Source organism: Luteibacter sp., assembly GCF_009912395.1.
GTDB lineage: Bacteria > Pseudomonadota > Gammaproteobacteria > Xanthomonadales > Rhodanobacteraceae > Luteibacter.
In genome coordinates this window covers 34,667-57,969 of the sequence record NZ_WNDO01000034.1, presented here as the reverse complement: position 1 = coordinate 57,969, position 23,303 = coordinate 34,667, and the positions used below count along the sequence as shown (strand labels likewise).

At 66.2% G+C, this 23,303-nt stretch carries 23 protein-coding genes; 9 read left to right on the top strand and 14 right to left on the bottom strand.

The features are described 5' to 3' along the window. A partial coding sequence (locus GAK28_RS22350; protein WP_291781585.1) for a transposase occupies positions 1 to 252 on the bottom strand: 252 nt, incomplete at its 3' end. A gap of 248 nt (positions 253 to 500) precedes the next feature. On the opposite strand from GAK28_RS22350, the gene GAK28_RS22345 reads away from it, so the two are divergent. Further along, positions 501 to 1,010: an HNH endonuclease gene (locus GAK28_RS22345; protein ID WP_291784577.1), complete on the top strand. Its 510-nt coding sequence runs from the start codon at positions 501 to 503 to the stop codon at positions 1,008 to 1,010. A gap of 27 nt (positions 1,011 to 1,037) precedes the next feature. Here GAK28_RS22345 and GAK28_RS22340 read toward each other — a convergent pair whose 3' ends face one another. The 3 genes from GAK28_RS22340 to GAK28_RS22330 all read right to left on the bottom strand — a co-directional run bounded on the left by GAK28_RS22340 (position 1,038) and on the right by GAK28_RS22330 (position 5,214). After that, positions 1,038 to 1,802: an NrdJb gene (locus GAK28_RS22340; RefSeq protein WP_291784571.1), complete on the bottom strand. Its 765-nt coding sequence runs from the start codon at positions 1,800 to 1,802 to the stop codon at positions 1,038 to 1,040. 81 nt (positions 1,803 to 1,883) lie between these two features. Further along, the gene (locus GAK28_RS22335) at positions 1,884 to 2,396 is read right to left on the bottom strand and encodes a hypothetical protein (protein WP_343161909.1); all 513 of its coding nucleotides are present in this window, start codon (positions 2,394 to 2,396) and stop codon (positions 1,884 to 1,886) included. 670 nt (positions 2,397 to 3,066) lie between these two features. Further along, complete coding sequence (locus GAK28_RS22330; RefSeq protein ID WP_291784569.1) at positions 3,067 to 5,214, bottom strand: adenosylcobalamin-dependent ribonucleoside-diphosphate reductase; 2,148 nt, start codon at positions 5,212 to 5,214, stop codon at positions 3,067 to 3,069. 364 nt (positions 5,215 to 5,578) lie between these two features. Between GAK28_RS22330 and GAK28_RS22325 the strand changes: the two genes are divergently transcribed. The 4 genes from GAK28_RS22325 (at position 5,579) to GAK28_RS22310 (ending at position 10,767) form a co-directional block, all read left to right on the top strand. Continuing rightward, positions 5,579 to 6,949, top strand: a complete 1,371-nt coding sequence (locus tag GAK28_RS22325; RefSeq protein WP_291784567.1) for a Do family serine endopeptidase — start codon at positions 5,579 to 5,581, stop codon at positions 6,947 to 6,949. 164 nt (positions 6,950 to 7,113) lie between these two features. Continuing rightward, positions 7,114 to 8,619: a substrate-binding domain-containing protein gene (locus tag GAK28_RS22320; protein WP_291784565.1), complete on the top strand. Its 1,506-nt coding sequence runs from the start codon at positions 7,114 to 7,116 to the stop codon at positions 8,617 to 8,619. A gap of 3 nt (positions 8,620 to 8,622) precedes the next feature. After that, the gene (locus GAK28_RS22315; RefSeq protein ID WP_291784562.1) at positions 8,623 to 9,321 is read left to right on the top strand and encodes an HAD family hydrolase; all 699 of its coding nucleotides are present in this window, start codon (positions 8,623 to 8,625) and stop codon (positions 9,319 to 9,321) included. 69 nt (positions 9,322 to 9,390) lie between these two features. Continuing rightward, positions 9,391 to 10,767, top strand: a complete 1,377-nt coding sequence (locus tag GAK28_RS22310; RefSeq protein ID WP_291784561.1) for a leucyl aminopeptidase family protein — start codon at positions 9,391 to 9,393, stop codon at positions 10,765 to 10,767. Here the strand turns inward: GAK28_RS22310 and GAK28_RS22305 are convergent. Next, positions 10,758 to 11,072 carry a hypothetical protein gene (locus GAK28_RS22305; RefSeq protein ID WP_291784559.1) on the bottom strand — a complete coding sequence of 105 codons (315 nt, stop codon included), beginning with the start codon at positions 11,070 to 11,072 and terminating at the stop codon, positions 10,758 to 10,760. The two genes, GAK28_RS22310 and GAK28_RS22305, sit on opposite strands and share 10 nt — an antisense overlap. Positions 11,073 to 11,177: 105 nt before the next feature. Between GAK28_RS22305 and GAK28_RS22300 the strand changes: the two genes are divergently transcribed. Continuing rightward, positions 11,178 to 12,170 carry an alpha/beta hydrolase gene (locus tag GAK28_RS22300; RefSeq protein ID WP_291784557.1) on the top strand — a complete coding sequence of 331 codons (993 nt, stop codon included), beginning with the start codon at positions 11,178 to 11,180 and terminating at the stop codon, positions 12,168 to 12,170. Between the two features lie 58 nt (positions 12,171 to 12,228). Here the strand turns inward: GAK28_RS22300 and GAK28_RS22295 are convergent, their stop codons facing one another. The 9 genes from GAK28_RS22295 to GAK28_RS22255 form a co-directional block, all read right to left on the bottom strand. Next, positions 12,229 to 12,705 (bottom strand): DUF4019 domain-containing protein, encoded by a 477-nt coding sequence (locus GAK28_RS22295; protein WP_291784555.1) that lies wholly within the window; start codon positions 12,703 to 12,705, stop codon positions 12,229 to 12,231. Positions 12,706 to 12,945: 240 nt separating this feature from the next. Further along, the gene (locus GAK28_RS22290; protein WP_291784553.1) at positions 12,946 to 13,617 is read right to left on the bottom strand and encodes a hypothetical protein; all 672 of its coding nucleotides are present in this window, start codon (positions 13,615 to 13,617) and stop codon (positions 12,946 to 12,948) included. A gap of 3 nt (positions 13,618 to 13,620) precedes the next feature. Further along, positions 13,621 to 15,096: an anthranilate synthase component I gene (trpE, locus tag GAK28_RS22285; RefSeq protein WP_291784551.1), complete on the bottom strand. Its 1,476-nt coding sequence runs from the start codon at positions 15,094 to 15,096 to the stop codon at positions 13,621 to 13,623. 107 nt (positions 15,097 to 15,203) lie between these two features. Then, the gene (locus GAK28_RS22280; RefSeq protein ID WP_291784549.1) at positions 15,204 to 17,204 is read right to left on the bottom strand and encodes an ATP-binding protein; all 2,001 of its coding nucleotides are present in this window, start codon (positions 17,202 to 17,204) and stop codon (positions 15,204 to 15,206) included. A gap of 135 nt (positions 17,205 to 17,339) precedes the next feature. Beyond that, entirely contained in the window at positions 17,340 to 18,029 is a 690-nt protein-coding gene (gene pdsR, locus GAK28_RS22275; RefSeq protein WP_291784547.1) for a proteobacterial dedicated sortase system response regulator, read from the bottom strand. 454 nt (positions 18,030 to 18,483) lie between these two features. Then, on the bottom strand, positions 18,484 to 19,248 hold the full coding sequence (locus GAK28_RS22270) for a hypothetical protein (protein WP_291784545.1): 765 nt from the start codon (positions 19,246 to 19,248) through the stop codon (positions 18,484 to 18,486). A gap of 75 nt (positions 19,249 to 19,323) precedes the next feature. After that, positions 19,324 to 19,998, bottom strand: a complete 675-nt coding sequence (gene rpe, locus GAK28_RS22265; RefSeq protein ID WP_291784543.1) for a ribulose-phosphate 3-epimerase — start codon at positions 19,996 to 19,998, stop codon at positions 19,324 to 19,326. 122 nt (positions 19,999 to 20,120) lie between these two features. Next, a complete protein-coding gene (gene djlA, locus GAK28_RS22260; protein WP_291784541.1) occupies positions 20,121 to 20,915 on the bottom strand; it encodes a co-chaperone DjlA in 795 nt (264 codons plus the stop codon). Beyond that, a complete protein-coding gene (locus GAK28_RS22255) occupies positions 20,912 to 21,223 on the bottom strand; it encodes a c-type cytochrome (protein WP_291784539.1) in 312 nt (103 codons plus the stop codon). The genes djlA and GAK28_RS22255 overlap by 4 nt, the downstream gene beginning before the upstream one ends. Positions 21,224 to 21,410: 187 nt before the next feature. On the opposite strand from GAK28_RS22255, the gene GAK28_RS22250 reads away from it, so the two are divergent. The 3 genes from GAK28_RS22250 to GAK28_RS22240 all read left to right on the top strand — a co-directional run bounded on the left by GAK28_RS22250 (position 21,411) and on the right by GAK28_RS22240 (position 23,300). Continuing rightward, complete coding sequence (locus GAK28_RS22250) at positions 21,411 to 22,307, top strand: phosphoribosylaminoimidazolesuccinocarboxamide synthase (protein ID WP_291784536.1); 897 nt, start codon at positions 21,411 to 21,413, stop codon at positions 22,305 to 22,307. A gap of 115 nt (positions 22,308 to 22,422) precedes the next feature. Beyond that, positions 22,423 to 22,890 carry an Mpo1-like protein gene (locus GAK28_RS22245; protein ID WP_291784534.1) on the top strand — a complete coding sequence of 156 codons (468 nt, stop codon included), beginning with the start codon at positions 22,423 to 22,425 and terminating at the stop codon, positions 22,888 to 22,890. Next, on the top strand, positions 22,890 to 23,300 hold the full coding sequence (locus GAK28_RS22240; protein ID WP_291784532.1) for a hypothetical protein: 411 nt from the start codon (positions 22,890 to 22,892) through the stop codon (positions 23,298 to 23,300). The genes GAK28_RS22245 and GAK28_RS22240 overlap by 1 nt, the downstream gene beginning before the upstream one ends. Positions 23,301 to 23,303: the final 3 nt, after the last annotated feature.

Sequence of the window (23,303 nt, the reverse complement as noted above, 5' to 3'; positions counted from 1 at the left end):
GAAAGCGTTCTCCTCCTCCAGCCGCGCCACTTCACGTTTGAGCCGTGCATGTTCGGCCAACTCCAAGCGTTGTGCCTGATCGTCCTGGTCGTGCCGCCGCGCCTGGGCGCGCCAACTGTACAGCTGGGCAGGCTGCAACCCCAGATCACGAGCCACCGTGGTTACCCCTTCTGTGGCCGCTCGCAACAGTGCCTGCTGCCTGAACTCCAGGCTGAACTCCTGCCCCTTTCTGCCTGCCTTGCTCTTGGTCATCGTCCACCTCCTATTGCGATAGTTAATCGCTTATAGGGGTGTCCGTGAAACGGGGGCAAGATCATCCTGTCCCCAAATGGGGGCCGTACGTCAACGGCTACTTCGCGTACCGGGGCGCACACTTCATTTTCTGCAATGTTGGAGTTGCAGGAAGGACTGGGCACGACTATCCAAATAGCTTTGATAAAGGAGATCTCATCTGGACAGGTAAAACCGGGGCCAAGGCCACTCATGAATCCATCGCACGCATGGTTCAGCCTGGCGCGGAGGTCCATATCTTCTTTCGTGAGAACAACTCCGAGCCTTTTATCTATATAGGCCTCGGATACCCCGCACAGGTGGACGATACAGTTCCAGTGGGGGTCCGTTGGTCATTTACGCCCCAGGACAACGCTAGCGATATTCCTGACGCCACTCCGTATCAGGATGAGCTTCGTATCGAGGGCGCGACAAGTGAGACGATTGCCAAACGCTACGAACGAAGCCCCTCAGCCAGGGCCCAATGCATAAAGCATTATGGCCACCAGTGTCAGGTGTGCGGCATTGACTTCGGGAAAGCCTATGGCCCATGGGGCAACGGCTTCATTCACGTTCACCACCATACCCCGATCTCAACAATCAACGGGCCCTACGTCGTTGATCCTATTAGGGACTTGATCCCTGTATGTCCTAACTGTCACGCCATGCTGCATCGAAAGAAAGAGGTCATTACGGTCGATGAGCTCAAAGGACTCATTAAGAGGGACCGGGAGACTTAAGTAGTGGTGCGGGTCATGGGGTCACGCTTACCCGCACTTCGAATACCCACAATTCAAACACGTCTGACACCCGTCCATCATCACCAGGGCCTGGGTATTGCACTTGCTGCACAGCGTCGCGCCAGCAGGGAAGCCGGCTGCGTTGGTGTGGCTGGGAGGCTCGGCATCCGTCGGGGATGATTCGGCGGCTGGGTCGCGCGCAAGGCGCGCTCCTACAGGGGGTGTCGTGGCGGTGGCTTTTTCGTAGGCGGCGCGTTTTTCCGCGATGAGCTGGCGGGTGGCCTCGCTCATGTCGGGGTCGTGGATCAGGCCGATCGACTTCATGTGCTGTTCGATGACGGCGCCGATCTCGGCGACGATGCTGGGCATGTAGATGCCGCCGGCCTTGAAGTAGCCGCCACGGGGGTCGAAGACGGCCTTGAGCTCTTCGACGATGAAGGTCACGTCGCCTCCCTTGCGGAAGACGGCGGAGAGAATACGGGTGAGCGCCACGATCCACTGGAAGTGGTCCATGTTCTTCGAGTTGATGAAAAGCTCGAAGGGACGGCGCTGCTCGTGGGGGGTGCCTGGGTTGAGCACGATGTCGTTGATGGTCACGTACAGCGCGTGCTCGAAGAGCGGCGACTTGATCTTGTACGTGTTGCCGACGAGGGTCTCCGGGCGCTCCAGGCTTTCGTGCATCTGGATGACTTCGGCCTCGGGCTCCTCGGCCGGTGCGGCGATCGGTGCGGGCTTGTCGTCGGGTTTGACGACCTGGTAGCCCTTGATCTTCTTGTCGATCCTGATCGCCATGGTGCGTGTTCCTGCTGACCGGGTCGCGGGGTCGCCGCGGGTATCCGACCCGGCGCGAGCGCCGGGTCGGATGGGTGCTACTTACTTACGACGGCCACGGCCGGCGGTCTTACGCGCCGACGTACGGCCGGTCTTGCTGGCAGTGGACCTCTTGACCGCCGCCTTGGCGACAGTCTTCTTGCCGGTCGCCTTGCGGGCGACCGTCTTACCTGCGGCCTTGCGGACCGTCTTCTTGGCAGCAGCGCGGCCCGTCACCTTGCGGGCGACTTTGCCGACTGCCTTCTTCACCGCCTTCTTGGCGGCCGTCGCCTTGCGGACGACGCGGTTGGCTGCCTTCTTGACGGCCTTCTTCACAGCTGCCTTGCGGCCGCCCTTCTTGACGGCGACCTTCTTCACGGCCTTCTTGGCCGAAACCTTCTTCGCCGGTGCCTTCTTGGCGGCGACCTTCTTCGAGACGGCCTTCTTCACCGCCTTCTTGGCGGCAACCTTCTTCGAAGCGGCCTTCTTCACCGCCTTCTTGGCGGCGGCCTTCTTCGGAGCGGCCTTCTTCACCGCTTTCTTGGCGGCAGCCTTCTTCGGAGCAGCCTTCTTCACCGCCTTCTTGGCCGCAGCCTTCTTCGGGGCGGCTTTCTTGGCAGCGGCTTTCTTCGGTGCAGCCTTCTTCGAAGCGGCCTTCTTGGTGGCCTTCTTCGCGGACGACTTCTTGGCCGGAGCGGCCTCTTCAGCCGCGGCCTTCTTCGCCGGAGCCTTCTTGGCCGAGACCTTCTTCGCCGGGGCAGCTTCGACGGCGGCCGGCTTGGCGGCGACCTTCTTGGCGACCTTGCGGGCCTTCTTCACCGGCGCCGCGGCGACCGGGGCTTCGACGGCCGGAGCCTCTTCCACCACCGGAGCGACGGCGGCCGGAGCCGGCTTGGCCTTCTTCACGGCCGGCTTGCGCGGCTTCTTTTCCTTGACGACCGCGACGACCGGGTGGTCGGCGAAATCGGAATCGCTGTGGTTGGCTTCGCCGCCGAACAGGTCGGCCGGCGCCGGGGCCGGGACGGCCTCGATCACCTTCTTGGCGACCGGCTTCTTTTTCACCACCGGCTTCGGGGCGACCGGAGCATGGGCTTCGGTCGACTCCTCGGACGAGGCGTGGGTGTCCGAGGCAACGTCTTCACCGGTGACGGTGGTGACGTTGTCTTCGGGCTGGATGTCGTTAACGGGCAACTCGCCCTCGACGGTCTGGTTTTCAATGGACATAAATTTTCCCTCTCCGCGGGGGTCAGAACTTGCCGTAATAACCTTCCTTCAGGGCATCGAATAAGTTGGCGGCGGTGTGCATCTCGCCGTCATATTCAACTTCGTCGTTGCCCTTCAGTTCGACAACGCTACCGTCTTCCAATTCGAAGCGGTAGAGGGTGCTCTCAAGATCGGCCTCTTTGACGAGCACTCCCTGGAACGCGGCGGGGTTGAAACGGAAGGTGGTGCAGCCCTTCAGACCCTGCTTGTAGGCGTAAAAATAGATGTCTTTGAAATCGTCGTACGGATAATCGGTGGGCACGTTGGCCGTTTTCGAAATGGAGCTGTCGATCCATTTCTGCGAGGCGGCCTGGATGTCCACGTGCTCTTTCGGGCCGATATCGTCGGCCGCCACGAAGTATTCGGGCAGGCGCGCCTTGGGGTCGTCGGTGAAAGGCATGGCCTCGCCGTTGATGAGAGCGCGGTAGGCCAGCAGCTCGTAGCTGTAGACCTCGATCTTTTCCTTCGATTTCTTGCCCTCGCGGATCACGTTGCGCGAGTAGTGGTGGGCAAAGCTGGGCTCGATGCCGTTGGAGGCGTTGTTGGCCAGGCTCAGCGAAATGGTGCCGGTGGGGGCGATGGAGGTGTGGTGGGTGAAGCGGGCGCCCGTCTCAGCCAGGGCCGCCACCAGTTCCGGGGCCACGCCGGCCACGCGCTGCATGTAGCGGGAGTACGTCGCGTGGAGCACGCTGCCGCGAATGGTGTCGCCCACCTTCCAGCCGTCGGCCACCATCTCCGGGCGCTTGCGCAGCATGTCGCCGGTCACGGCATAGTCGCGCGCCAGCACGGGCGCTGGTCCCTTTTCCTTCGCCAGGTCCAGGGCCACTTCCCAGCCGGCCACGGCCATCTCGCGGGACACGTCCTCGGTGAATGCCACCGCCTCGGCGGCGCCGTAGCGCATCTTCAGCATGGTGATCGTGGAACCCAGGCCCAGGAAGCCCATGCCGTGGCGACGCTTGGAGAGGATCTCCTCGCGCTGCCTTTCGAGCGGCAGGCCGTTGATCTCCACCACGTTGTCGAGCATGCGGGTGAAGACGCGGACGACCTCGCGGTACTCGTCCCAGTCGAAGCGGGCCTTGGGGCCGAACGGGTCGCGCACGAACACGGTGAGGTTCACCGAGCCCAGCAGGCAGGAGCCGTACGGCGGCAGCGGCTGCTCGCCGCAGGGGTTGGTGGCGCGGATGTGCTCGCACCACCAGTTGTTGTTCATCTCGTTGACGCGGTCGATGAGGATGAACCCGGGCTCGGCGTAGTCGTACGTCGAGACCATGATCATGTCCCACAAATGGCGGGCGCGGATGTGGCCGTAGATCTTGCAGGCGACCAGGCCATCCTCGCGGACGACATAGTTCTCGGTGGTGGGCCATTCGCGCCAGACGACCTGACTGGCGTCGTCGAAGTCGACCTCGTCGCGCTCCTTCACGTGGATCGGGAAGACGGTCGGCCAATCGCTGTCGTGCTCCACGGCCTCCATGAAGCCATCGGTGATGAGCAGCGAGAGGTTGAACTGGCGCAGGCGGCCGTTCTCGCGCTTGGCGCGGATGAATTCCTTGGCGTCCGGATGGCTCACGTCGAAGGTGCCCATCTGCGCGCCGCGGCGGCCGCCGGCGGACGAGACGGTGAAGCACATCTTGTCGTAGATATCCATGAAGGACAGCGGACCGGACGTGTAGGCACCGGCGCCGGACACGTAGGCGCCGCGCGGGCGCAGCGTCGAGAACTCGTAGCCGATGCCGCAGCCGGCCTTCAGGGTGAGTCCGGCCTGGTGCACCTTCTCCAGGATGTCGTCCATCGAGTCATGGATGGTGCCGGAGACGGTGCAGTTGATCGTGGAGGTGGCGGGCTTGTGCGCCAGCGCGCCAGCGTTGGAGGTGATGCGGCCGGCGGGGATCGCGCCGCGGCGCAGCGCCCAGAGGAAACGGTCGTACCAGTGCTCGCGCAGCTCGGGCGTGGCTTCCACATCGGAGAGCGCGCGGGCGACGCGCTGCCAGGTGGCGTCGACGGAAGCATCCACCGCCTCGCCGGACTTGGCCTTCAGGCGGTACTTCTTGTCCCAGATGTCGTACGAGGCGGGCTGGAGCGGAATGGTCGCGGTGTCGAGCCCCATGGCTTGCGCACGTGCACTGCTCATGTCGTTGCGATCCTCGTAGCCGGTCGTGTGTCCGGCTTTTCTATGCCAGCGTCGGTGCATTCCTCGACGCCTCCCCCCGAGAGCGACGCCGACCATCTTTCGTACCACCCACGTCGTCTACGGAAATCCGTTTGCCGACGATGGCTTGTAGCGTGAACCTCAGGATCGACACCACCACAAGTTGATGAAGACCCGATAACAAAACACAAGATGTTGTGGTTGCGTTCGAGGCGAACCTTACCCCCGGCCAGTGGCGATGTAAAGTGTCGGAAACACCTTTCGCGCGTCATGAAACCGATGCGTGCCGGCGTGGTCGAAAGCGGCGATCCACGTGCCCGGAGCACACCTGCCAAGGAGCGTCTGCATGCCCTCTCGTCTTCATCGGTACCGTCGTCGTTCGCTACTCGGCGCGGCCCTTGCCATGTTGCTGGCCTCGCCCGCCTTCGCGGCCTTGCCGCCGGCCGTCAACGGTGAACCGCTGCCCTCTCTCGCGCCGATGCTGGCGAAGGTGACGCCGGCCGTGGTGAACGTCTCCACGAAGACGCGCGTGCGCACCCGCGATCCGTATTTCGACGACCCGCTGTTCCGCCAGTTGTTCGGCAACCAGGGCGTGCCCCGCGAGCGCGTAGCGCAGAGCCTGGGCTCGGGCGTGATCGTGGATGCCGAGAAGGGCTATGTGCTCACCAACAACCATGTGGCCGGTGGCGCGGACGACATCACGGTCACCTTGCAGGACGGCCGCGATCTGAAGGCGAAGATCGTCGGTACCGATCCGGACACGGACCTCGCGGTGCTGCAGATTCCCGCCGAGCATCTCCAGGCGCTGCCCATCGCGGATTCCTCGCAGCTGCGCGTCGGCGATTTCGTGGTGGCGGTGGGCGATCCGTTCGGCCTGGGCCAGACGGCGACCTCGGGCATGGTCTCCGCGCTGGGTCGTTCGGGCCTGGGCAAGGGCTTCCAGAATTTCATCCAGACCGACGCCTCGATCAATCCCGGCAATTCCGGCGGTGCACTGGTGAATCTGCGCGGCGAACTGGTCGGCATCAACTCGATGATCTTCACGCCGTCGGGCGGCAACGTCGGCATCGGCTTCGCGATCCCCACCGACCTCGCCACCGGGGTGATGAAGCAGTTGCTGGCCTACGGCAAGGTCCGCCGCGGAAACCTGGGCGTGGAGGTGCAGGACATCACGCCGCGCATCGCCCAGGCACTAGGGCTGAAGGACACCACCGGTGCCGTTGTCACGCGGGTGAACCAAGGCTCGCCGGCCGATGGCGCGGGCCTGCAGACAGGCGACGTGCTTACCAGCATCGACGGCAAGCCGGTGCGTGGTGCGCAGGACTTGCGCAACGCCGAGGGCCTGCTGCCGCTGGGCGCGAAGGTGAAGCTGGCGGTGAGGCGCGACGGCACGCCGCGCGACGTGGAGGCCACCATCGAAGCGGTGAAGCTGGCGACACTGGACGGCGCGAAGGTCGACAAGCGCCTGGCCGGGATCACGTTGAACGACCTCTCGCCGGAACAGAAATCGCAGGGCCTGTATGGCGTGGCACTGAGCGGGGTGTCGCCCAGCTCCGCCGCGTACCAGGCCGGGCTGCGTGACGGCGACGTGATCGTCGCCATCGCCCAGCAACGGATCAACGGCGTGAAGTCGCTGCCGACGACGGGCTCGCTGCCCATCAGGCAGCTGCTACTCTCGATCGTCCGTGACAACGCGGTCTACTACGTGGTCCTGTAGGAGCGCGCTTGCGCGCGATGGGCCCACGCGCCGACAGCGTCAGCTAACGTTCGGAATACCACCGGCAGGATGCTGAACGACGTCAATGGTGCGCGCGGGCCCTCAATAGCCCACAATTGCGCCCTTCCAGCCCAACCCCGTTCCTTCCGAGGTTCTTGCCGTCCATGTCTCTTCGTCTCGCGCGACTGTTCACCGCCACGCTGATCGGCCTTAGCGCCTCCGCCACCGTTCTTGCCGCCGGATCGCAACTGGTCTGGCGTGGCGACATCACCACCGCGCGCGGCGTGGTCACCGATGTCGCCAAGGCCTGGGAAAAGTCCGGCAAGGGCAAGATCGAACTGCAGCCCTTCAACACCGCCTCCGGCATCGATGCCGTGGTCAAGGGCACGGCGGACCTCGCCGGTTCGGCCCGTCCGAGCATGGGTGCCGCGGAACAGTCGCTGACCTTCACGCCGGTGGCGTGGGACGCGCTGGTGATGGTCACCTACCCGTCCAACCCGGTGAGCAACCTGTCGCTGAAGGATCTCCACGAGATCTATATGGGCCGCATCACCAACTGGAAGGAACTGGGCGGCGACGATGCGCCGATCAACCTTTACTCGGTGGCCAGCCCCGGCGACGGCGTGGAGTTCAGCATGCGCAAGCTGCTGTTCGGACGCGGCAACCAGCCGGTGGCCTCGCCGCGCCTGTACGTGAACGTCGCCAAGCTTGAAGAGGGTGTCACCCTCGATCGCCATGGCCTCGGCGCCACCACCCTCGCGGGTGCGGCGGGCAACAAGAAGCTCAAGATCCTTTCGATCGACGGTATCGCGCCGTCGTCGTCCACGGTGTCCAGCGGCAGCTATCCGCTCTACACCGAGCTTTACCTGGTCAGCAACGACACCAGCCCGAAGGCGGCCGACGTGAAGGAGTTCCTCTCCTTCGTCACCTCCAGCGCCGGCAGCTCGCTGCTGCGCGCGCATAGCCTGGTGCCGTACGCCGATGGCATGGCGCTCGCCTCGGGCGATGCCGCACGTCGCGCGAAGATCGCCTCCATCGTCGGCACGCGTCCGACGGCGGGCCAGCCGATGACCACGCCGACCGTGGCCGCTGCGGCCGCAGCCGCCGCCGAACCGTCGAAGGAAGCCGTCGCCAAGGCCGAAACCAAGGGCAAGGGCGGCAAGACGAAGGAAGCCAAGGCATCGGCCGTGGCCGCCGAGCCGTCGCAGTTCGCGAAGGTGCAGGGCAGCGTCGCCACCACGGCGCATGCGGCCTTCACCGGCATCCGCGCCGAAGCCGTCACCGTCTCCGACAACGTGAAGCGCGGCGGCAAGTTCGCCAAGGTCACCACCGACGTCGTCACCGTGAAGGGCAAGCCGGTCGCCAAGCCGCTGGCCCCGGCGGCCAACGGTGCCGAGAAGCCCTCGGACAAGATCGAAACCCCGAAGGTCAGCGAGGCCAAGCCTGCCAAGGCCGTCGACGCGAAGCCGGCCAAGGTCGAGAAGAAGGAAACCGCCAAGGCCGAGAAGAAGCCTGCCGCCGCGTCGCGCACCTACAAGGTGTCGGCCGGTGACACGCTCTACTCCATCGCCAAGCGCAACAACATCGACGTGGACCACCTTCGCGCCCTGAACGGCCTGAAGGACAACAACGTCAAGCCCGGCCAGGTGCTCAAGATCGGTGCGCGCTAAGCCGTGCTGATCCGCGCCGTCTCGCTCGACCTCGACGACACCCTGTGGCCGGTACTGCCGGCCCTGATCGAGGCCGAGCACTGCGCCGACCGCTGGCTCAAGGAACATCATCCCGTCGTCGCCCGCGCATGGCCCATCGAGGCCATGCGCGAGCTGCGCGAGAAGATCTCCAACGATTACCCCCATCTCGCCCACGATTTCAGCGAGCAGCGCCGCCTCACCATCCGTCATGCCTTCGCCACCTGCGGCATCGAGGATGCCCCGGTCGAAGCGTTGTGGCGCATCTACTACGTGGCACGCAACAACGTGGAGCTGTATCCCGACAGCCTCGCCGCGCTGGAACGGATCGCCGCCAAGGTGCCCATCGCCAGCGTCTCCAACGGCAATGCCGACCTGGAAATGATCGGCCTGCACCACCTCTTCAAGGCACGGTTGAGTGCCGGCCAGATTGGCGTGGCCAAGCCCGATCCGAAGATCTTCCTCGCCGCCGCCGCCGAACTGGGCGTCTCGCCCGCCGAGATCCTCCACGTGGGCGACGATCCGCTACTGGACGTGGTCGGCGCACATCAGGCCGGCCTGCGCACGGTCTGGCTTAATCGTACGGGCGAGCGCTGGTCGCATGGTCCCGAGCCCGATTTCGAGTTCGCCGACATGACCGCTCTTGCCGACTGGATTGACACCGCCGTCGACGCGCACCGGTAGAATAGGCACCCACCGATTGCAACCACCCATTGACGCGGTCGCCAACCACCGCGAGGCACGGGAGCCGTAATGTCGTTGATCGAACGCAGGTCTGGAAAGCGCAACGTCGTCCTCATCGAAACCGTCGATGCTGCTGGCATGGCAGCCTCCGAAGCGCGCTTGGGAGCGGCACACCGCCAGTGGCTGGCAACGACCGGGTTTCGGCCCGTGCCGGGTGCCGTCGCCCTGCTGCCGGATGCCAAGGGCCACGTCGCCCGCGTGCTGGTAGGCGTGGATCGCACCGATCCACTGCCGTCCTTCGGCGACCTGCCGCGCCGCCTGCCGGAGGGCAGCTACGAGATCGCCGACGACGGCGTCATCGACGACCACGACCTGCTCGCCCTGGGCTGGGCGCTGGGCGCGTATCGCTTTGAGCGTTATCGCAACACCAAGGGTCGCGAGCCGGCATCGCTGTGTGTGGAAGGCGCCACCCTGCGTTCGCTGCAGCCGGTGATCGAAGCCACCATGCAAGTGCGCGACCTGGTCAACACGCCCACTGAGGACATGGGTCCGGAGCAGTTGTCCGAGGCCATCCGCGCGCACGCCGCCGAGCACAAGGCGAAGGTGCGCGAGTGGGTCGGCGACGAACTGCTGGAAGCGAACTTCCCCACCATCCACGCGGTGGGTCGCGCCAGCCATCGTCCGCCGCGCCTCATCGAGCTGACCTGGGGCAAGAACTCCAACCCCAAGCTGGTCATCGTGGGCAAGGGCGTGTGCTTCGATACCGGCGGCCTGGACATCAAGCCGTCCGACGGCATGCGCTGGATGAAGAAGGACATGGGCGGCGCGGCACACGCGATCGCGCTGGCCGGCCTCGTCATGCGCGCGCGCCTGCCCGTGCGCCTTACCCTGCTGGTGCCCGCCGTCGAAAACGCCATCGCCGGCAACGCCATGCGCCCGGGCGAGGTCATCCGCACCCGTGGTGGCCACACGGTGGAAGTGGACAACACCGATGCCGAAGGTCGCCTGATCCTCTGCGACGCCCTCGCCTTCGCGGCCGAGCAGGCACCTGACCTGATCGTGGACTTCGCCACCCTCACCGGTGCCGCGCGCGTCGCGCTGGGGCCGGACCTGCCGGCGCTGTTCACCAATCGCGACCAGCTCGCCGACCACGTGATCGGCGCGGCCGAAGCGGTACACGACCCGATGTGGCGCCTGCCGCTGTGGCGTCCGTACCGCCGCATGCTCGACTCCTACATCTCCGACTTCGCCAACGCGGGGCCGTCACGCCACGCCGGTGCGATCACGGCGGCGCTGTACATGGAGCGGTTCATCCCCGACAGCCAGAACTGGATGCACCTGGACACCTACTCGTGGAACGACGGCGATCGCCCGGCGCATCCGCGCGGTGGCGAAGCGCAGGGCCTGCGCGCGTTCTTCCGTTTCCTGTCCGAACGCTATTCCTGAGCGACGATGTCTTCGGCAACCTGCGTGCGCTTCGCTTTCCAGGCGATGACCGCGCGCAGGTTGCGCTCCAGTTCGGCGATGGTCAGCGGGAAGTAGTTCTCGTCGCGATCAGACGCCTGCCAGCTCGCCAGTCGCTGGTCCGTGGCCGCGACACCGACGGCGTTCAACGCCTGGCGTACATCGGCCGGATCGAGGTCGGTGGCCTGCAACACCAGTTGCCATAACCAGTTCATGCGCTGCGGATCGACGCCACGCGTCATCGGGGGGCGGGTGTATTCGCGTGCCGGGGTGTCCTGGTCTGTCATGGCGTAGGCCCTTGAAGGGGAATCGGCGCCCCAGTATGCCTTTTGCCAACACGACCTGCGCATCGACGGCGTTAGTCTTGGGACATCCGTCACGGGAGTTTGCCCATGCGTCGCCTGTTGCTTTGCCTCGCCCTCCTTCCGCTTGCCGCTTTCGCCGATGACGCGCCCGCGGTGAAGGACCTCGGTCCTCGGCTGGAACGTGCCGAATACCCTTATCCCGTCGCCATGTTCCCGGTGGAAAGCCAGGGCCAGTCGCTGGAAATGGCCTATATGGACGTGAAACCGACAAAGCCGAACGGGCGCATCGTCGTGCTCCTGCATGGCAAGAATTTCTGCGGCGCGTATTGGGGCGCCACGGCCGAGCGCTTGCGCGGCGAAGGGTATCGCGTGGTGATTCCCGACCAGATCGGCTTCTGCAAGTCGTCCAAGCCGCATGGCTACCAATACAGCTTCCACCAGCTGGCGGCGAACACCCATGCACTGCTGGCAAGCCTGGGCGTGGACAAGGCCACCGTCGTCGCGCATTCGATGGGCGGCATGGTCGGCGCACGGTATGCGCTGATGTTCCCGCAAGGTGTCGAGAAGCTGGTGCTGGTCGATCCGATCGGGTTGGAGGACTGGAAAGCCAAAGGCGTGCCGTGGCGCAGCGTGGATGATTGGTATCGCGGTGAATTGAAGACCTCGTACGCGAGTATTCGCGCGTACCAGCTGAAGAGTTATTACGATGGCACGTGGAAGCCGGAATACGACCCGTGGGTGGTGATGCAGGCGGGGATGTACGAAGGCTCCGGCAAGGAGGCCGCGGCGTGGGCCGGGGCACTGACGTACGACATGATCTTTACCCAGCCGGTGGTTTACGAGTTCCCACAGATCCGCGTACCGACGGTGCTGATCATCGGGCAGCGTGACCGGACGGCGGTGGGCAGGGATGCGGCGCCATCGGATGTGCAGGCGAAGCTCGGCGATTACCCGGTGCTGGGGCGCGAGGCGGCGGAGCGGATCCCCGGGGCAAAGCTGATTCCGCTGGAGGGACTGGGGCATTCGCCGATGCTCGAAGCCCCCGAACGCTTCTACAAAGCGCTGGACGAAGCCCTGTAGGAGCGCGCTTGCGCGCGATCACACGTTACGGCACACCCCATCGCGCGCAAGCGCGCTCCTACAGTGTGCCGTCGCGTTGGACGGGGCGTACCACGTAGCCTACGGGTAGCCAGCCTTGTGCGCCGGGTGCGAGGGACACCGTCTCGTACTGGGTCGCGTGGGCGAAGCGCGAGATGAAGATCACGTTGAGGTAATCGCCTTCGGGCAACCCACTCGGGTCGCGTACGCGAGTCACCTCGAACCATTCGCGCGACAGCAGCGGCCCGCGATCGACGCGCATGCGGCGCAGGTAGCGAAGCCATTCACCGCGGGCGACGCGCTTCTGCATCATCGCCCCGGCTTCCAGCCACATCGCATCGGGACGACGACCGTCGGAAAGGCGTACCCAGTGCGTGGCACAACTGACGGCATTGTCGAGCGAGTTCGGTTGGGGTCCCAGGCGCGGCGATCCCGCGACCGTGAGCAGCGCGCCGAAGGCGGCAGCGCTGGGGGTGACGGTGGCCATCCGGGCACCGGGCAAGGTCGACACGCTCATGGAACGCCCTCCGTCGGCGACGGGGACAGGTTCGTCCCGGGGCGACGGCGAGGCAATTCGGCCGGATGGGGTAGCCGGGAGGTATTACCCTCAAGAGCGCGCTTGGTGGGAGCGGACCGTGTCCGCGATCCGGCGGCAGCCGGCATTGTGCGAGTGAAACAGGAAACCCCCACCATCAAAGACATGGCCTCCTTCGCGATAGCTGACCTGAGGGTTCGCGGACACGGTCCGCCCCCATCCCTAGCGCTTGCCGAACGCCAGCACCTCGGAGGTGTACGTCTCCACCACCAGGCTGAAGGGCTCGTTGGCGGCGGTGTAGAGGACCGCGCGATGGCGAAGCACCTCGTGCGGGATCGTCAGCGCGCCAGGGTGCGAGGCGGGTAGCGGCGCGTCCATTTCCCAGCCCTTGGGCAGCGGCGCCCAGAGCAGGTCGGCGCTGATCGTCTGGCGACGGAAATGTAGATCCTGCACGACCTTGCCGAAGGGCTGGTCGGTGGTGTCGAGGATGTGGTTCATCTCCGCGGTGAGGCGCGCGGGAACGTACCAGTTATCGGCCTCGGACAGCACGTGCTCGCCGCAGGCGAGTTGCACGCGACGGTAGCGCACCGGCTCGTCGGGACCGATGCCCAGGGCCTTGCGATCTTCGGGAGCCAACGGCTTGTCCTGGCCCTTCACGCGACGGGCGAGGATCTTCGCCTCGCCAGCCAGGCCGTGATCACCGCACCAGCGCTCCAAGGTGAGCGTGGCGCTGGGATGGCTGAGCAGGTCGGCGTTGAGTGTTTCCAGCAGCGCCAGCGCCTGCGTGCGCGAGGCGACGTCGTCGCTCCACGCCTCGCGGGCCTGCACGGGTGCATTGCTGGTGGCCGCCATGACGGCGATGGAGCCGGCGACGATGAGAACGCGGGTGTCCATGGTTCAGAGTCCTTTGGCGGCCTGGGCGACGGCACGGAACAGCGCGCGACCCTTGTTCATGGTTTCCTCCCACTCGGCGGCCGGGTCGGAGTCGTAGACGATGCCGCCGCCGGCCTGCACGTGCAGGCGGCCATCCTGGATCACGGCCGTACGGATGGCGATGGCGGTGTCCGCGTCGCCCCACCACCCCAGCCAGCCGATCGCGCCGGCGTAGATGTTGCGCTTGAAGGGCTCCAGCTCCTGGATGATCTCCAGGGCGCGAATCTTCGGCGCACCGCTGACCGTGCCCGCCGGGAAGGTGGCCTTGATGACGTCCATAAAGCTCATGTCGCCGCGGATATTGCCCTCGACCTGGGAGACGATGTGCATGACGTGGGAGTAGTGCTCCACCACGTAGGACTCGGCCAGTTCCACCGAGCCCGTCTCGCTGACGCGGCCCACGTCGTTGCGGCCCAGGTCGATGAGCATGAGGTGTTCGGCGCGCTCTTTCGGGTCGGCCAGCAGCTCGGTTTCGAGGGCCTTGTCCTCGGCCTCGTCCTTGCCACGGCGGCGCGTGCCGGCGATGGGACGCAGCACCACGCGGCCGTTGAGCAGGCGCACGAGGATCTCCGGCGACGAGCCGACGATCTGCGTGGTGCCGATGTCGATGAAGAACATGTACGGCGACGGATTCATCGCGCGCAGCGCGCGGTAGACGTCGACCGGGCGCGCGTTGAAACCGATGCTCAGGCGCTGCGAGGGCACCACCTGGAAGATGTCGCCGGCGCGGATGTATTCCTGCGCCTTGCGAACCATGGCCTCGTATTCCTCGCGAGTGAACGAGGATTTGAAATCGGATTCGTCGAGCGCGGCCGGCTGCTGCAACTGCGGGTAGGAGACGCCACCCTGGCGCAGGCGGAAGGCCAGCGTATCGAGGCGACGCGACGCCTCCGCATAGGCCTGCGGGCGCGACGGGTCGGCGTGCACGATGAGATACAGGCGGCCCTTGAGGTTGTCGAACACGGCCACTTCGTCGGCCAGCATCAGCAGGACGTCGGGCGTGCCGAGTTCGTCGCGCTTGTCCCACTGGGCGAGGCGTTCTTCGATGTAGCCGATGGTCTCGAAGCCGAAGTAGCCGACGAGGCCGCCGGTAAAGAACGGCAGGTCGGGAAGCTTCGGCACGTCGTACTGCTTGCGCAGCACCTCAATCTCGGCGAGCGGATCGTCGAGATGGCGACGCTCGATGACCTCGCCGCTCTCCTCCACTTCCAGTTCGTGGCCGCGCAGGCGATACACGCGCCGCGCCGGCAAGCCGATGATGGAGTGGCGTCCCCAGGTCGCGCCGCCCTCGACCGATTCGAACAGGAAGGTGTACGGGCCGTCGGCCAGCTTCAGGTACACCGACAGCGGGGTATCGAGGTCCGAGAAGACCTCGCGCACCAGCGGGATACGGGTGTGGCCCTGCGCGGCATAGGCGTCGAATTGTTCGCGGGAGATCATGGGCAGTGCATTGAGGGGTGACTCCCGATTGTAGGCCGAAAGGGCGATGTGACGCGCGCCGGGTCGGCCGATCGCGCGCAAGCGCGCTCCTGCAAGGGTGAGGCTCCTCAGGCCAGGCGCTGGCGGGGCATGCCGCGCAGGTGGAGGGTGAAGGCCACGCCGCCTTCGATGTTGCGGGCGCTGGCCGTGCCGTTGTGGCGCTCGGCGACCAGGCGGACGACGTAGAGGCCCAGGCCCAGGTGGGGGGCGTCGCCCGGGGTGGCCTTGTCGCGCAGGCTCACCAGCGAATCGAACAGTCGGCCCTGCATCGCGGCCGGCAGCGGCGGCCCCTGGTTGGCCAGTTCGATCTCGGCGCCGTCGGCCACCGTGCGCAGGCTGATGCGCAGCCAGCCGTCGGCGGGGGTGAAGGAGATGGCGTTGTCGAACAGCTTGTCCAGGGCCTGGGCAATCAGCTCGGGCGCGACATGCATATGCACCGGATCGGGTGGCAGTTCCGTGTCGAGGCGCCGCTGGCCGGCCAGTTCACGGTACCCATCGGCGCAGCCCTGGACGATCTCGGCGAGGTTCACGTCCTCGGCCTCGGCGGCCGCGATGGCGCGCTCCATGCGGCTGGCCTCGCTCATCGCTCGGACCAGCGCGCCCAGTCGCGCCACGCCGTCGCGGGCGCGGGCGAGATAGGGCTCGGCCTCCTTCGGCAGACCCGCATGGTCGAGGTTGTCCAGCGACGATTTCACGATCGCCAGCGGCGTGTTGAGTTCGTGCGAGAGCTTGGACGCCAGCGTGCGCAGGTAGTCGGTGTATCCGCCCACCACCTCGAACAGTCGCTCGAAGCTGCGCGCGAGGTCGCCCAGTTCGTCGGTGGCGTCGGTAAGCGGGAACGGGCCATCCAGCCGTCCGTCGTTGGCCTGCGCACGCTCGGCGGCGTTGCGCAGGCGACGCAAGCGGAAGGTGAGGCGCGTGGCGAACATGAGCAACACGCCGCCGGCAACCAGCAGCACGACAAAGCTGGTGATCAGCAGACCAAACAGCGCACGGTTCGCCAGCAACGGTACGGAACGGCTCGGCTGCTCCAGCAGCACGACGCCGTGCAGCTTGCCGCGCATGGTCACCGGCATGGCTGCGGCGAGCACCACGCTGCCGCGTGCTTCGCCGGCGCGCCATGCCGTGGAGGGATGATCCTGCTGGAGCGCCCGGCGGACCTCGGGCAGATCGATGCGGGGCGCGTCCTCGGCCCACGGCGCGGCATCGTCCAGACGCGTGGCCAGCAGCGAACGGTAGACCAGCGAAGCGAACCAGCCGGGGCGCTCGGCCGCCGGCATGTCGGGCAACGAAAGGCGGCCAGCCTGGCCCAGCAACCAGGCGTCCGGCGAAAGGACGCGGACACGCACGCCATCCGGCGCCAGCCGCGCCAGCTCCTGCGAAAGCGACTGGGAGAAATCGAGCAAGGGGCGGTTGTCGGCGGACAAGGGCTCGACATTGCCGTCGGCCGCCAGGTGCACGCCGACGCCGAAATGATCCAGGCGCAGGCCGCGCGGCAGGCGGAACTCCGCATGGAAGCCACCGCCGTCTTCCTGCCATTGCGCGTTGATGCGGTCGGGCAGCACGCCCGCCCCGGGATCGAGGGCGATGGCCGTGGTCGGTCCCGGCGCCGCGCTGGCCAATAGATAGCGCTGGGCGTCGTCACCGCTGGCGATGGTGACGATGAGATGGTCGGCCGAGAGGGCCAGGCGATCGCCCGCGTCGGCACGGCGACGCGAGGGCGCACGAACATCGATATAGGCGTAGAACCAGCGATCGTCTTCGGCCAGCATCACCCGCGCGTTGCGGTCGAGCGACTGGGCCCAGGGGCTCAGCGGCGCCCAGTCGTCACCGTAGCCGTCGATGGTGATGGGCACGTTGGCGCGCTGCACGTACCAGGATTTCCCGGCAGGCGGCAACGGCGCATCCACCACGACCAAGCTGCGCGCGAGCGCACGCGCCGAGGCCACCAGCGCCTGGGCCTGGCCTTCACGTAGCAGGGTTTCCATCTGCCGTACGTAAAGCCAGCCGGCCACGGGAAGGGCCAGCGTGCAGAGGGCGACGAGGAGGAGTTTGCGTCGGAGATTCATACCGCACCGCCACCCTGTAGGAGCGCGCTTGCGCGCGACAGGCGACGGCGCATGTCGTAAGCGGCATCACCGCTTCGTCGGCTTATCGCGTGCAAGCACGCTCCTACAACGGTGGCAGGCATCGGGCAGATCGCTTTACGGCGTCCAGCGGTAGCCGACGCCGTGCACCGTTTCGATCGCGTCGAAATCCGGCGCCAGCGCGACGAACTTCTTGCGGATGCGCTTGATGTGCGAGGTGATGGTGGCATCGTCCACCACCAGCTCGGCTTCGCGCATGAGCTGGTCGCGGTTCTTCACGTGGCCGGGGAATCGCACCAGCGTGTGGACCATCCAGAACTCGGTGACGGTCAGCGGGATCTCGGTCTGGTTCCAGGTGACGCGCATGCGCTCGGATTCCAGGCGCAGCGGACCATACTCGATCACCGTCTCACTCGACGCGGGCGCCTTCAGCGATTCGATGCGACGGAACAGCGCCGCGATGCGCGCGGCGAGCTGGTGCAGGCTGGTGTCCTTCGACAGGTAGTCGTCGGCGCCCAGGCGCAGGCCCGAGATCACGTCGAAATCCGAATCGCGGGCGGTGAGGAAGATGAGCGGCAGCGTGGCCGACTTGGCCCGCAGCTCGCGGCAAAGATCGAAACCGCCTTCGGGCTCGTCACCCAGGCCGATGTCGATGATGACCAGCTCCGGCAGGCGCATGGCGAAGGCGTTGGAGGCCTCCGAGCGCGAGCCATAGCCACGCGTCTCGTAACCGAAGCGGTTCAGCGCCTCGACGTAGTTGGCGCGGATCAGGGGTTCGTCTTCGACGATGGCGATGCTGCGGGCCATGTGCATTCCGTGAGAAGTGAATCGACGTGCGCAGGGTGCAACGCGCGGCGCGTCTTTCGCAAGCGCTGGGGCGCTCCAGGGTCACTTTGCCCGGGCTTTGCCATAAACAGTCGGTAGATTGCCCCTGCGGCGCCGTCGCCGCCGCCCCACGGGGCGATGAACTAGGCACCACGGCGGGCCACCTGGCGCCCGCCCGGAACAGAGATACGCATGAAGACCAAGCTCGACGCCGACAACACCGAACTGGAACGCGACTTCGAACCCCTGCGCGTGATGCTCGCCCTTGGCGCACTCGTCCTGGGCATCCTGTTCGGACTGCACTGACTTCGTGGAACGTGCCAGGGACGGCACAGGAACGACCGGCGCGCAGGGACGCGCGCCGGTCGCGGGGCCGGAAGCCCTGTTTATGCCCTGACTCCGCTTTCCCTCGGGACGCTCCGCCCCCGGAGCCCCTTCACTCCCCCACCGGATGGTCGGGGGAGCTTTTTTGCGTGCGGCGTACCACATCGCTGATGGGGACCAACTGCATGTCGCCCACCGTCACATGCTCGGAGTAGCCATAGAAGAACTCCTCCTTCTGCTCCCGCAGATAGTGAGTGAACGAAAGGCCGCTCTGCACGCCCCCTCCGATGGAGGGATCGGTTCCGCTGGGCGCGGTGACGCCATCGATGAAGATGCCGCCACCGAAGTTGGCCAACCAGAGGATCTGTCGGTATTCGCGATCGAAGCGGCGTTCGGCACGGGGGCCAGCCACCGCATCGGCATACTTCGCCTTCAGCTCTGTCCAGTAGACATTGGCCTGTGCGAGTTCGTCCGGCGACACCGACTTGAAGGCCGAAATGAAAGCGGGCTCGTAGACGGGATCGTGGCGCTCGGCGGCAAGGGCCAGCCAGGCTAGCCCCAGCGGCCGGTTTTTTTCCGTGCGGTCGCCATTGAAGTACATGATGCCGAGGGCGTACTGCGCGGGCTTGCTCGCCCAGGCGGCAGCATCCTTGAGGCTTTCGCGGGCCGCACCGAAGGCTCCGCTCCAGTAATGCCGCGTCGCGGCGCAGAAGTAGTAATCGCCCGGAAGAAACCGTTCCAGTCCGGCAGGGCATGGCGCCATGAGCTTGGACACCTGGTCCTTCTGGTCCGGCAGCGGCTCAGGCCGTTCGCCCGCCTGCAGGGCGGTGGCAAGGGTCAGGCCAAGGCACAGCGATAGAACGACGTACGTCTTCATCGGCGGTTCCTCCGTGATGTGCTCCCCCGAGCAGCGAGGAACATACCACCACGGAGGCTCCGCCGTCGTAGCGCCTCAAGCGGCGTCGATGGCCGCGTGCATGCGGCGGATCACGTCCGCGTAGTCGGGGGCGGTGAAGATGGCCGAACCGGCCACGAAGGTGTCCGCGCCGGCAGCGGCGATCTGGCCGATGTTGTCGACGTTGACGCCACCGTCCACTTCGAGACGGATGGCGCGGCCGCTGGCATCGATGCGCTCGCGGGCCTGGCGGATCTTCTCCAGCGCGTGCGGGATGAACTTCTGGCCGCCGAAGCCCGGGTTCACCGACATGATGAGAATGGTGTCGATCTTGTCCATCACGTGGTCGAGCCAGTCCAGCGATGTGGCCGGATTGAACACCAGGCCCGCCTGGCAGCCTTCATCCTTGATCAGCTGGAGGGTGCGATCCACATGCTCGGAGGCTTCGGGATGGAAGCTGATGCTGCGCGCGCCGGCCTTGGCGAAGTCCGGCACGATGCGGTCCACCGGCTTCACCATGAGGTGCACGTCGATGTGTTCGGTGATGCCGTAGTCGCGCAGCGCCTTGAGCACCATCGGTCCGATGGTGAGGTTGGGCACGTAGTGGTTGTCCATCACGTCGAAGTGCACCCACTGCGCGCCGGCGTCGAGGACCTTGCGCGTGTCCTCGCCAAGTCGGGCGAAGTCGGCGGAAAGGATGGACGGGGCGATAATGGGGGATTGCTTGGCCATGATCGGTACCTTGTGGGTTCGCCTGGGGATATCAACCTTGTAGGAGCGCGCTTGCGTGCGACCGCAGCCTACCGCGTCACCGCTTCGTTGGCTTATCGCGCGCAAGCGCGCTCCTACATGATCTATTTGAAACCGCGTTCGGCCTTGATGCGCTCGTACGCCGCGTTGATCTCGCTGGCGCGTGCTTCCGCGCCGCGTCGCATGTCTTCCGGCAGATCGCCGAGACGATCGGGATGGTTTTCCGAGATCAGCTTGCGATAGGCGCGCTTGACCGCACGCTCGTCGGCATCGCGCTGGATGCCGAGCACGGTGTACGGATCGGGGCCCTGGGTATTTCGCTGCGGCGGCACATAGCCACCACCGCCATGACTGCGGCCGCCGCCAGTGGCGCCGTTCCAGGCATAGCCCTTCATCGCCATGAGCGCCATCAGCTCCATGTCGCTCACGCGCAGCGCGAAGGCCAGCTGGCGCAGGATCGCCATCTTCTCGGGCGAGGGGGCGCCCTCGGCCAGCACCGTGTCGATCACGACATCGATCACCGGGAAGGCGTGGTCGCGGCGGTGGCCGACCCACTGGCGCAGCTCGTCGATGACCTGGGTGGCGTTGAACTCGGGCTGCTTGCCCTCGTTGAAGGCCTCGATGGCCTGGCGGCGCGCGTCCTGGTCGAGGCCCATGCGCGACATCATGCGTTCGGCGATGGCGATCTCGGCTTCGGAGATACGGCCGTCGGCCTTGGCCACCGCGCCGATCAGGGCGAACAGCGGGCCCACGTAGCCACCCTGGGTCGGCGCGCGGCGGCGTTGCTGCCGACTGGCGTCGAACATGAAGCCCAGCGCGCCGCCGACGAGGGCGCCGAGCAGGTTGTGGGTGAGCCACATGCCGATCACGGCGCCGATGAGAGTACCGGAGAAGTTCATGGAGCGGCCCTGGAAGGGGTCTGGGCGGAGAACCACTCGACGAGCTGGTCGAGCTCCGCATCGGAGAGGGGACCGACCGCGGCGCGCATCACGGGGATGTCGCGGCGGCCGTCGCGGTACTGGCGCAAGGCCTCGCGCAGGTAGTCGGGTTTCTGCCCGGCGAGATTCGGGGCCCCGGGAATCCGCGCCATGCCGTTTTCGCCGTGGCACGCCGCGCACAGCCCCAGGCGCGCCGGCTTCGCAGGCGGCGCGGCGAGGACAGGGGCACACAGGGCCAGGGCGATTGCCGCGGTCGTCAGGATTCGCATGGACAATTCGTGGGGGCTGAAGTCGCAGATTCTAGCAGGGCGTCCGCACGGACCGCGCTGTGTGGCGCGGCCTGCGACAAGTCGGATCCGGCGTCATCGCTTCGTGGGTTTATCGTGCGCGAGCGCGCTCCTACATGGGGAGGGGCCGGTACAATGAGGGGATTCCCCGCCTCACCGGAGCCCCGCCGTGCCCACCACCCTGAGCCAATCCGACCTGCCCGGCCTGGACCTCATCCATCGCGGCAAGGTCCGCGACGTCTACGCCCTGCCCGGCAACCGCCTGCTCATGGTGGCGACGGACCGGCTCTCGGCCTTCGACGTGGTGCTGCCCGATCCGATTCCGGGCAAGGGCGAGATGCTCACCCAGATCTCCAACTTCTGGTTCGCCAAGACGGCGCACATCCTTCCGAATCACCTCACCGGTGAAGACGTCGCCTCGGTGCTGCCGGCCGGCGTGGACCCGAAGCTCTACGAAAAGCGCGCCGTGATCACCAAGCGCCTGAAGCCGGTGCCGGTCGAGGCGATCGCCCGTGGCTACATCATCGGCTCGGGCTGGAAGTCCTACCAGGCCAGCGGCGACATCTGCGGCATCCGGTTGCCGGAAGGCCTGAAGCAGGCGCAGAAGCTGCCCGAAGCGATCTTCACCCCCTCGACCAAGGCCGCCGTGGGCGACCACGACGAGAACGTCAGCTTCGAGAAGGTGGTGGCCGATGTCGGCGCGGATCTGGCCAACGCCGTGCGCGAGGCCACGCTGAAGATCTACGCCTTCGCCGCCGCCTACGCCGCCGAGCGCGGCGTGATCATCGCCGACACCAAGCTCGAGTTCGGCACCGACGAACACGGCGTGCTGCACGTGATGGACGAGATGCTCACCCCGGATTCCTCGCGGTTCTGGCCTGCGGACCAGTACGATGTGGGCATCAGCCCGCCCAGCTACGACAAGCAGTTCGTGCGCGATTACCTGGAGCAGATCGGCTGGAACAAGCAGCCGCCCGCCCCGAAAGTGCCCGCCGACGTCATCGACGGCACGGCCGCCAAGTACGCGGAAGCGCTGGACCGGCTCGCCGATCTGCGCCTGAGCTGATCGACCCGACGCGGCACGAAATGCGGCGCCGCGAATTGAGCGCGCCGCCTTGGCGGTGTAGAAGGTGGAAGCGTCCCAACGAGGACGCTTTCCGCCAAAAAAGAACCTCCAGCCCATGCGCGACGCAGCCACCTGGTTCGGCAACTACAGCCGCGACCACCAGAACCCCACCAACCGCCTGATCCACTGGATCTGCGTGCCGGCGATCACCTGGACCGTCGTCGCCCTGGTCTGGCTCATTCCGGTGCCGTCCTGGCTCGGCCGACCTGGTCTTTGGGCCGTGCTGGCGATGTTCCTGGCGTTCTGCTTCTACTACTACCGGCTGTCGCGAAAGGTCGGCCTGGCCATGGCGGGGGCCTTTATCGTGCTGGCCCTGGTCACCGACCTGCTCTACCGCAGCATCGGCATGACCGGCCTGGCCTGGCTGGCGATCGGCGTCTTCGTGGTGGCCTGGGTCGGCCAGTTCATCGGCCACAAGATCGAGGGCCGCCGCCCATCTTTCTTCACCGACCTCCAGTACCTGCTCATCGGCCCCGCCTGGCTGATGAGCAAGGCGCTACGCCGCTTCGGTGTCAGCGACTGATGACCCAGTCGCTGCTGACCCTGCTCTCGGCCGCCATCTGGTGGATCATCTATTCCAGCGCCGCCGCCGTCGTTCCGGCGGTGATGGTATGGGCCAGCCTGCGCTGGCTCGAGCGCGTGCCCGTGGTGTTCAACCGGGCGTACTTCGCCAGCCTGCTCTGGGCCCTGGCGATCGTGGCGACCTGCGGACTCGTGATCGCCGCCCAGCACGGGGCCGCCGTCGGGCAGTCGCTGTTCGCCCTGCCCTGGATGCGCGGCGTGCTGGTGGCCGACATGCTGCTGGGTGCTTTCCTGGTGTGGCGCCTCGTGCCCCGCGTGGACGCGCGACGGGTCAAGCCCACCAGCGCCTGCATGGCGGTGGCCCTGGTCATGGTCGTCGTGATGGTGGTGGGGACGACCGTCCATCGATAGAAA